The organism is Pseudomonas sp. GW531-T4 (genome assembly GCF_017349615.1).
Lineage (GTDB): Bacteria > Pseudomonadota > Gammaproteobacteria > Pseudomonadales > Pseudomonadaceae > Aquipseudomonas > Aquipseudomonas chlororaphis_I.
Window position 1 is genome coordinate 62,386 of the sequence record NZ_JACMZT010000036.1, and the last position, 9,275, is coordinate 71,660.

At 63.4% G+C, this 9,275-nt stretch carries 12 protein-coding genes; 1 reads left to right on the forward strand and 11 read right to left on the reverse strand.

Annotation, left to right across the window (positions count from 1 at the left end):
- Nucleotides 1-106: 106 nt before the first annotated feature.
- From J4D28_RS23765 to J4D28_RS23815, 11 genes are all read right to left on the reverse strand, one after another.
- Nucleotides 107-391, reverse strand: a complete 285-nt coding sequence (locus J4D28_RS23765) for a hypothetical protein (protein ID WP_053268892.1) — start codon at nucleotides 389-391, stop codon at nucleotides 107-109.
- A 431-nt stretch (nucleotides 392-822) separates the two neighbouring features.
- On the reverse strand, nucleotides 823-1,980 hold the full coding sequence (locus J4D28_RS23770) for a glutathionylspermidine synthase family protein (protein WP_009048681.1): 1,158 nt from the start codon (nucleotides 1,978-1,980) through the stop codon (nucleotides 823-825).
- A gap of 11 nt (nucleotides 1,981-1,991) precedes the next feature.
- Nucleotides 1,992-2,708, reverse strand: a complete 717-nt coding sequence (locus J4D28_RS23775) for a DUF1190 domain-containing protein (protein ID WP_009048682.1) — start codon at nucleotides 2,706-2,708, stop codon at nucleotides 1,992-1,994.
- A 20-nt stretch (nucleotides 2,709-2,728) separates the two neighbouring features.
- Nucleotides 2,729-3,157: a DUF350 domain-containing protein gene (locus J4D28_RS23780; protein WP_103330962.1), complete on the reverse strand. Its 429-nt coding sequence runs from the start codon at nucleotides 3,155-3,157 to the stop codon at nucleotides 2,729-2,731.
- Between the two features lie 15 nt (nucleotides 3,158-3,172).
- Nucleotides 3,173-3,823 (reverse strand): DUF2491 family protein, encoded by a 651-nt coding sequence (locus J4D28_RS23785; protein WP_009048683.1) that lies wholly within the window; start codon nucleotides 3,821-3,823, stop codon nucleotides 3,173-3,175.
- Complete coding sequence (locus J4D28_RS23790; protein ID WP_103330963.1) at nucleotides 3,810-4,844, reverse strand: potassium channel family protein; 1,035 nt, start codon at nucleotides 4,842-4,844, stop codon at nucleotides 3,810-3,812. The genes J4D28_RS23785 and J4D28_RS23790 overlap by 14 nt, the downstream gene beginning before the upstream one ends.
- Before the next feature lie 69 nt (nucleotides 4,845-4,913).
- The gene (locus tag J4D28_RS23795) at nucleotides 4,914-5,480 is read right to left on the reverse strand and encodes a rhomboid family intramembrane serine protease (protein ID WP_028682286.1); all 567 of its coding nucleotides are present in this window, start codon (nucleotides 5,478-5,480) and stop codon (nucleotides 4,914-4,916) included.
- 206 nt (nucleotides 5,481-5,686) lie between these two features.
- A complete protein-coding gene (locus J4D28_RS23800; RefSeq protein ID WP_009048686.1) occupies nucleotides 5,687-6,388 on the reverse strand; it encodes a PspA/IM30 family protein in 702 nt (233 codons plus the stop codon).
- 26 nt (nucleotides 6,389-6,414) lie between these two features.
- On the reverse strand, nucleotides 6,415-6,996 hold the full coding sequence (locus tag J4D28_RS23805) for a YjfI family protein (RefSeq protein ID WP_016704634.1): 582 nt from the start codon (nucleotides 6,994-6,996) through the stop codon (nucleotides 6,415-6,417).
- Nucleotides 6,997-7,444: 448 nt separating this feature from the next.
- On the reverse strand, nucleotides 7,445-7,951 hold the full coding sequence (locus J4D28_RS23810) for a GNAT family N-acetyltransferase (RefSeq protein ID WP_009048688.1): 507 nt from the start codon (nucleotides 7,949-7,951) through the stop codon (nucleotides 7,445-7,447).
- On the reverse strand, nucleotides 7,948-8,538 hold the full coding sequence (locus tag J4D28_RS23815; RefSeq protein ID WP_103330964.1) for a GNAT family N-acetyltransferase: 591 nt from the start codon (nucleotides 8,536-8,538) through the stop codon (nucleotides 7,948-7,950). The genes J4D28_RS23810 and J4D28_RS23815 overlap by 4 nt, the downstream gene beginning before the upstream one ends.
- Nucleotides 8,539-8,643: 105 nt before the next feature.
- Here J4D28_RS23815 and J4D28_RS23820 point away from each other — a divergent pair, with 105 nt between their 5' ends.
- Nucleotides 8,644-9,231: a LysE family translocator gene (locus tag J4D28_RS23820; RefSeq protein WP_009048690.1), complete on the forward strand. Its 588-nt coding sequence runs from the start codon at nucleotides 8,644-8,646 to the stop codon at nucleotides 9,229-9,231.
- Nucleotides 9,232-9,275: the final 44 nt, after the last annotated feature.

Consider the following 9,275-nt stretch of genomic DNA (forward strand, 5'->3'; position numbering starts at 1 on the left):
CATAACAGTTACCACCAACTTTTAGTTTTAAGCAGGCAATAGGAAGTTGCCGAATTCCTTATTAAGGAAAACGTTCCAGAAGGACTTGAAAGTGCCTTCGGTTGAACTAGAAGTGCGAGTCCCGGGACAGGCTCAGCAGCAGGCCGGCCCGCATCAGGAGGCCGGCCAGGCTCCGACTCTGAGGGTCCTGGCTGTCGTCGAAACTCCAGCGTTGCTGGAGCCGGCAGGTGACCGGGCAGACGCGCCAGTTGGCCCGCGGCCGGGTTTGCGAGGAGGGGGTGGAATACAGGGTGGCGACCCGGGAAACGCCCGCGCGCTCAGCGCAGGGCTTGACCCGCATGGTCGATGCAAAGGCGCGTACGCCGGGCATTACAGTGGATTTGAAGTTCATAACAGTTGCCTCGCGACCGGACTGGCTCCGGTGAAGGCAAGTTACGAAGGAGCGTCAAGCTCTAGCGCAGCTCACCCGACCGAAAAGTCGAGTCCCGTCATGTTCTGGGTTAAGTGCCCAGCCTTGCGCAAGCGCATCGACCAGACAGCGTCTAGATACTGTGTCCATTGGCTTCTTTAGTGAGTTGAAAAAAGGCCGGTTTGGCCGGCCCGCGCAATTTACTCAGGCCAACCTGTCAAGTCAAGATTAAATTGCCACGAATCATATGTTCGTTCAGCTTTAAGTAAGGTCTGTATCGGGAGTCAGATAAATGAAGGGGCAAGTTATATAAGGACAGTGCTGAATAACGACGATAACGATGCCGGCGATAGTTATTGTGCGGCAGCCATTGAATAACAGGCCGAGGCGCATTGCGCGCCCCGGCGGATGTATCAGTCGAGGATCAGGTGCGGCAGGAAGCGGCTGGAGTCCTTGGTGATCAGGCTGTCGTCTTCGCGCACGCCGATGCCGGCGGCCTGGTCGCCGATGACCCAGGAGCCGATCAGGGTGTAGCTGTCGCCAAAGCGCGGCAGCGGGGCGAAGGACTGCAGGATGTAGGGCGCGTCGGTGTAGGGGCCGTCTTCCTTGACCACCTCGTCCTGCGGGGTGCGCAACTCGATGTTGGCGCCTTCGCGGGAAAAGAACGGCTTGCGCACCCAGCCCTTGGGCACGTCGCGCTGCGGGTGCAGGTCCAGGTGCGTCTCCAGCAGGTTCGGGTGGCCCGGGTGGGCCTCCCAGAGCAGCGGCAGGATGCCCTTGTTGGAGAGGATGGATTTCCACGCCGGTTCGAAGAACTGCGTGTCGCTGGCGGCGATCGCCGCGCCGAAGGGCTCGTGGAAGATGAACTCCCAGGCGTGCAGCTTGAACAGGTGCGGGATCCAGCGGTCCTGCAGGTCGACGAAGCGGCCTTCGGCGGTGAGGCCGATGTCTTCCACGTCGATATGCCGCGACTCGATGCCGGCCTTTTCCGCGATCAGGCGCAGGTAGTCGGTGGTGGCGCGGTCTTCCACCGAATCCTTCATCGAGGCGAAGTAGAACGGGCGCTCGATCCCCAGCTGGGCGAAGGCCTGGTGCAGCCGGGTGTCGATGCTGTTGAACTGGTCGGCATGCCGCGGCAGCACGCCGCGTTCGATGTTCTGCTCCAGCCAGCCCCATTGGAACGCCGCGGTTTCATAGAGGCTGGTGGGGGTGTCGTAGTTGAGTTCCAGCAGCTTGGCCGGGCCCTGGCCGTTATAGGAAAAATCCAGGCGGCCGTAGAGGTGCGGGTGACCCTCGAGCCATGAAGTGCGGATCATGTCGTAGAAGGCCGGCGGAATGCTCAGGCGATCCAGCAGGGCCTCGCTGCGCACCACCCGGTCCACCAGGTCCATGCACATCTCATGGATCTCGGTGGTCGGGTCTTCCAGGTCGTCCTCGATCTGCTTGAGGCTGAACTGGTAGTAGGCGCTTTCGTCCCAGTAGGCTTCGCCGTCGATGGTGTGGAACAGGAAGCCGAGTTTTTCCGCGGTCTGTCGCCAGTCCGGGCGTTCGTTGCAGGGGATCTTCTTCATGGCGCGCTTCCTTAGCTGCTCGAGCGTCCCGAACTCCAGCTCGAGGAGCTGGAGCCGCCCCAGCCGCTGCGGGCGCTGGCCTGGCTGCCGAAGCCGCCACGGGAGGTGGAGGAGGACACCGACATCGGCCGGGTGGTGGTCCTAAAGCCGCTGCCCGACTGCGCCTGGCGCGACTTGGAGAAGGTCGAGCCGCTGGCGATGCGCTGGTTGAGCGTCGAGTTGGCGTAGCTGCCGCGGTCGTCGCGATAGCGGTAGACCGGCTCGGAGTAATAGTTGCGGCTACCGCCGCTGAGCAGGTTGCCGATCAGCAGGCCGGTGAGCAGGCCGCTGTCGATACTGCTGAGCGACGAACCCTGTCCGGCTCCGGGGCTGACCCCGGCCGCCGCCAGCTGCTCGCGGGTGAAGGCGCCCTGGGCGTTGATTTCAAAGCCGCCCAGCTTCGGCACGAACTTGCCGTTGGAGTCTATCTGGCACCAGTTTTCGACGAAGTCGGCATCGCAATCGGCCTGGTTGTCGTAGACCGGCGCCTGGGCGCGGTGCTCCGCCATGGCCTTGATATAGGCATCGGAGCAGACGTCCACGGCGATCTTGCCGTCCACGCATTCCTGCACCGACTGGAAGTTGAATTTCTGCTGGACCGCGAGGGTCTCCGGCTCCGAGTTGCAGCCCGAGATCGCCAGCGCCACCGAGGCGGCCAGGGAGAGCTGAACGTATTGGCTTCGTTTCATCGAGGGCTCCGTGCGGTCGATCAGTTCTGCGAAGGGGTCATGCAGGCGGCGTTGAGCAGGCCGACGCTGATGGCCACGGCGGCGACGTAGATGCCGGCGGCGATTTCACCGTTGCGGATGCGCTGCGAAGTGCCCTTGAGCACCAGGCTGGTCATCAGGAACGCCAGCAGTTGCACCACGGCGGCGATCAGCGCCCAGACGGCGAAGTCCAGCAGGCTGATGGAGTAGGCGATGACATTGCTCGCCGGAATGGCGAAACCGATGATGGCGCCGCCCAGGGCGATGGCGGCGGAGACGTTGCCCTCGCGGATCAGATGGAACTCCTTGTGTGGCGTCAGGCGGGTGTAGACGAACTGGAACAGGGCGAACAGCACGGCCGCGCCGAGGATGTAGGTCAGGAAACCGACCACGGCGAATTTGTTCAGGGAAATGGAAAGGGCTTCAAGCATGGGTTCTGGTCCTTGTCAGAGGGTTTGCAGGTCGGTCATGTACAGGGAAATGCCCAGTGAGGTCACCAGGCTGACGCTGCCGTCGGCGTATTGCTCCACGGAAAACAGCAGGAATTCGCGGCGATTGGTCAGGCCGGTGTCACGGGCATAGAGCATCGAGTGGCTTTCGAAGGCGAAGGTTTCGTCCGGCTTGGACACCTGCTCGCGCAGCGGCACCAGCTCGGTCTGCCCGGCTTCGGTGCCCCATTCGCGCTGGTACTCGACGCCGTCGAGGCTGTAGGTGGGCTGGCCGATCAGGCTGTCCGGGCCGGCCAGGCGGCGCAGCTCGGCTTCGCTGTTGACGGCCTGGTTGCTCAGGTAGTTGAACAGGATGATCGATTTGACCTGGCCGTCGATGCCGCCGCTGGTGTGCACCTGCAGCCAGTAGTCCTCGTCGTCCAGGTAGTAGCGCGACAGCCATTCGGACTGGCCCAGGTCCACCAGGCCTTCGCTGTAGACCGCCTGGTCGCCGGGAATCGCCACGCGGCTGTTGTCGGCGAGCAGCAGCTTGAGGCTGGCATCGAAGCGGATGCCCGCGCCCATGCTCAGGCCCAGTGGGCCGGTGGCGAAACTCGAGCTTGTGGTGGCCGGGGCCTGCAGCCCCAGAAAGCGTTTAAACCATCCCATTGTCGATGTCCTTGAGGCGGCTGGAAGCGATGTAGAAGAGTTCGCCGCCCTGGATCCGCGTATCGCTGTGCGGGTTGATCTGCGGGTGTTGCGCGCCGCGGGCGCGGTAGCCGATCAGGGTGGCGTTGTAGCGTTCCTTGAGGTGTATGTAGAGCTCAGCGAAACGGCCCTCGTAAGTCTCGGGCAGGCGCATGACGTATTGGGTGGCGCCCTGGCCGACGCACAGCAGTTCGTTGATCACCACCGAGGAGCCGGGGTCCTGGGAGGAGCGCACCAGCATCTCGATGGCCATGCTCGAGGTGCACTCCAGCTTCGGCGCGTAGGAGGCGGCCAGGGTGGCGATTTCGCTGTCGTTGAAGTGGGCGACCACATGGCCGGCAGGGCGCAACTGGTTGATCGCCAGCACGCTGGCCAGGGTCAGGTCGTCGGAACTGGTGCGTACCAATACCCGTTCGGCGCCGGGCACCCCGGCGCGCAGCAGCAGGGCCGCGGACGACAGGCTTTCGCCCCTGACGAAGGCGGCCTTGCCCTGCATCGGGTTCTCGTCGAGGGTCGCGTCGCAGATGACGATCAGGTTGTCGTTGGAGGTTTCGTCCTGCAGCAGCAATTCGATCACCCGCTCACTGGACGCGCCTTCCCAGCCGACCAGTACGGTATGCCCGGTCTGGCCGGTGAAGTCGCCTTTGCCTTTCATGCCTTTTCTCCATAGGTCCATAACGCTGCTGGTGGTCTTGCCGATGGCCGCGGTCAGCAGCGCGATGCCGCCGAGCATCACCCACACCGCCACGAAGACCCGGCCTGCGGCGGATTGCGGCGACAGGTCGCCGTAACCCACGGTCAGGGTGGTGGTGAAATAGAAGTAGATGAAGGTCGCGGGCGCGGTGAGGTGCTGCTCGCCCAGGGCCACCAGGCCGAGATAGGAGGTCGCGGCATGCACGCCGAGCGCGATGGCCAGGCCCATCCAGCCGAAGCGCTGGAAGAAGGTGGCCGCGTATACCCGAAGCAAGATGAAAATCGACATCGAATCCCTGATTTCCTGTTGAACTGATCTATCCATGATGCAGCGCGCCGTGCCCGGGCAAGGCATGGCTCATTGCCGCGCGGCATTAGACATCGGCTTGGCGCCGGATAAAAGCATTTTTGCTGCGATGAACCCCGCGAAGGCGCCAAAGATGTGGCCTTCGAAGGAAACCCCGGCCCGTGGCAGGAACCCCAGGACCAGGCCGGAATACAGGAACATCGTCACCGCGGCGGCCAGCAGGCTGCTCCAGCTGCGCAGCAACCAGGCGCGGGTGAGGATGTAGGCCCACAAGCCGAAGACCCAGGCGCTGGCGCCGACATGGATGCCCCGGAAGCCGAACAGCCAGACCAGGGCGCCGCCGAGCAGGATGATGATCAGGCTGGCCACCACGAAGCGCCGCTGGCCTTCGGCGATCACCATGGCGCCGAGGATCAGCAAGGGCACCAGGTTGGCGGTCAGGTGGGTAAAGGAGCCGTGGAGAAAGGGCGAGGTGAGTATCCCCGGCAAACCCTGCAGGGTACGCGGGATCAGGCCGAAGAGATTCAGGCTGTAGCCGCTCAGGCTGTTGAGCACCTGTACGGCGATCATCACCAGGGCCAGGCCCGCCAGGGTCTTGAAACCGTTTGCAACTGCCATCGAGGCCCTCCCATAGGCCAGAAAAAGGGCGCAGGGTGCTTAAGCGCAGGTGATCCATTGTAGGAGCGCAGCTTGCTCGCGATGATCGTTAACGATACCGCGTACTGACTGGATGAGCGCGGCGCTCTCCAGTCCATCGCGAGCAAGCTCGCTCCTACAGTTTCCGTGGCATTGCACCGCGTGCCTTTTTTACTGCTCCAGGAGCCTTACTCGGCCGACTTCTGTTTCTTCAGTCGCTCGAGGATCGCGTTGGCGCTGCCCTGGTCCGGCACGATGTTGGCTTCGCGCAGGCGGCGTTCCAGGTCGTTGCCGTTGCTCGCATCGGCCAGTTGCTCCTGGGCTTCCATTTCCGCCGCGCGCTGATCCTGGCGGGCCTGCAGGCGGTTCAGGGTGTTGACTGCGGTTTCCAGCTTGCCGTTGGCGCCGCCGCTGGCGATCGAGGCGCTGACCTGGGCCTTCTGCACGCTTTCCCGGGCCTTGGCCATGTCCACTTGCTGGCGCAGGCTGCGGATGCGCGCCTCGGCCTTGCCGATGTCCTTGCGCATATTCTCGGCGTAGGCGCCGAATTCGCTGGCTTGCTTCTGCTCCGCTTCCAGGCCGGTGGTCAGGGTCGAGATGGCTTCGGCGACTTCCAGGGCCAGGTCTTCGCGGTTGGCCTGCAGCGAGGCGAGGGCCTTGGATTCCAGGTCGGCGATCTTCGCGGTGAATTCGCTGACCCGCTCGGTGGACAGCTTGTGCTTGGCCATGATGGTGACCAGCTCGCGCTTGGCGTTGGACAGGGCGTTGTCGGCGTCGCGGATTTCCTGGTCGAGGATGCGCAGGGCCTGCTGGTCGGCGATGCTTTCGCCGACTTCGTTGGCGCCACCGCGCAGGGCGGTGAACAGTTTGTTCCAGATGGACTGAGTCATGTAGGCGTACTCCGGATTCTCGGCAATCAGTTGAAGAAGCTTTCGAAGGCTTCGGTGGCGCGTTGGACGTTGTCCACCAGGGTCTTGACCTCGGTCACCACGTTGGTCAGGTTCGAGCTGGCGCTCAGGGCGCCGAACATGTTGTAGACGGTCTGGCCGTTGGGCATGGACTCGATACCGATCGAGGACAGGGGGAACATCTCCCGGCTGCGCAGCACCGCGTCATTGAAGCGGGCGACGTCGTTGATCGACTCCAGGTCCACCAGCACGGTGTCGACGATGATCTGCTCGCCGACCACCGCGATGTAGATCGGCAGGCCGCCGAAGTCGTGCATTTCCAACTTGATGCTTGGCTCGGCGCCTTGAATCAGGCTCAGGCCGATTTCGTTCGAGGTCACTTCGTCCAGGGCCTGCAAGGCGCTGAAGAGGCGGTCGATGGTCCAGTTCTCACCTGCGATCATGTCATTCTCCAATACCGGTGCGCCGCCGATCAGGGGTTGGCGCAGCTTCTTCTCAATGTGCTTGAGCACGCTCCGGTTTTCCGGAAGTACCCAGGTTTCGTGTTTCACATAACCAGCGGCACTCAGGCCCGCGCGCATCTGCTTCATGTAGAAGCTCGACGGCTTCTTGGCGGAAGCCTTGCTGCTGGGGGCCCTGTTGCTGGAGGCCTTGTTGCTGGAAGCTTTCGAGCGCTCTCCTTGTCGACTCTCTGAGGAAGCCGGTAGGTCAGCAGGCTGACTGGCCGGGAGGGTCTTTTTCATGGGGTGACTCCGTTGTGCACGTATCACGCGTGAGAACATTACAGGGGATTTTGTTACGACTCAATGACTCACGCGTGATATTTTTCGATGCATCGAAAAAATAGCTGGACGGCTCTGGAACGGTAGTTTCCGTGGGTAAGGCAAGGTTTCCCGGGTTCAATTCAAGCTCGCCAGTCGCTGGCGCAGGCGCTCGACCTGGGCATCGCGGCGATAGCTGATGCGCCAGTGCTCGGTGTCCAGAAGGCTCATTGAATCCATGCCGGGGCGGTCCTTGTGCAGTGGGCGAGGCTGTTGATCATCGCCCGGGCGATGTCGGGACGTGGAATTTATACAGGGTGCAGGGATAGCCGTCTGCCGTGATCGGATGACAACTGTAGGCGTCGCCGACGAGCGCGGGAATGACCCGGGCCCAGAAATCCCGGGCCGGCCGGTTGTCGTCGATGTGGACGACCTGCCAGTGCCCGGGCAGCTGTTCCAGCAGTTGCCTCACCACCTGCCGGCCGATGCCGCGACCGCGAAAGCGCCGGGCCACGAAGAAGTAGGCGAGGTTGTACTGCACCTCGGCCAGTTTCACCTTGTCGTCCACCGTGGCGAAACCTGCCAGTTCGCCATCGACCCGGATCAGGTAGGGGCGCGTGGCCGCCTCGCGCCAGTATTCGAGCAACGGACGGATTTCGAACAGACCGTGGCGGCCGAGCTTGAGCGGCAGCCACTCGCTGAGTTCGTACAGGTAGAACTGCATCAGGTTTTCGATGCATTGCAGCTCGTCGCGCTGGGCCGGGTGCAGTTCGATCTGGCTCATGGTTCCCGGCTTCGCACGGTGTCGGTGGGCGAGGCGGCCTTGGCCGCGAAGTAGTGTTCGGCGCTGAGGCTGTACAGCAGGCTGGGGGCCAGGCCGGGGAAGTCGTCCAGTTCGCCGTCGCGGGTCAGGCCCAGGCGTTCCAGGGCGCGGCGCGACGGCAGGTTGTCGGGGCGTACCAGGCCGATCACCTGTTCCTTGCCCAGCACGCGGAACGCCAGGTGCAGCGCGGCGCCGGCCATTTCGCTGGCGTAACCCTGGCCCCAGGCCTCGACGGCGAAGCGAAAGTACAGGTTCAGCCCGCTGCGCTCGCCGAAGCGGCTGTGCATGACGCCGCCGAACCCCAGCACCCGTTCGGGCTGGGCGCGGTCGCAGACCACCCAATAGCCGAAACCCTGGTCCTGCCAGTGTTGTATCCAGCCCTGCAACCGGTGCTGGCAGCTCTCGCGGCTGTCGGGACCGGCCGGGTTGTAGCGCTGGGTCCGTGGGTCGCCGTGGATCAGGTGGGTGACGTCCAGGTCGGCGGCCGTTGGCGCGCGCAACAGCAGGCGGGCGGTGAGGGTGGTCGCGGAAGGGGGAGCATCGGGCATAGGGTTCGTCCGTACGCGAGGGGGGTATTTTTCTTCAATACACTGGGCGGCCTGCGCACTTACCTTGGTCACCGGACTCTCCGATTGATCCTTTGAAGGTGTGTGATGAGCGTAGTGTTTTCCATGGCGGCCTTCGCGCTAGCCTCTTCGATTACCCCCGGCCCGGTCAATATCGTGGCCCTGAGTTCCGGCGCGCAGTTCGGCTTTCGCGCCAGCCTGCGGCATGTCGGTGGCGCGACCCTGGGTTTTGTCCTGTTGCTGGTGCTGATCGGCCTGGGCCTGCATGAGCTGTTGCGGCTGTGGCCGTTCCTGACCCGCGGCATCCAGCTGTTCGGGGTGGCCTTCCTGTTGTTCATGGCCTGGAAGCTGGCGGTGGACGACGGCCGGCTGGGCAGCGACGACAAGGCCAAGGCGCCGTCGGCCTGGTACGGCGCGATCATGCAATGGCTCAACCCCAAGGCCTGGCTGGCCTGCGTCGCCGGCATGGGCGCGTTTGCCGCCAATGGCGAGGCGCTGCTGGTGTGGCAATTCGCGCTGGTGTACTTCGTGATCTGCTACTTGTCGATTGCCTGTTGGGCCTACGCCGGGACGTTTTTGCGCCAGTACCTGAGCAACCCGAAGGGCATGCGTCTGTTCAACCGCAGCATGGCGGCGCTGCTGGTGGCGAGTGCGGTGTATCTGTTGTTGCCTTGAGAGGGCGTTGGCCGGTCTAGCCTTATCGCGAGCAAGCTCGCTCC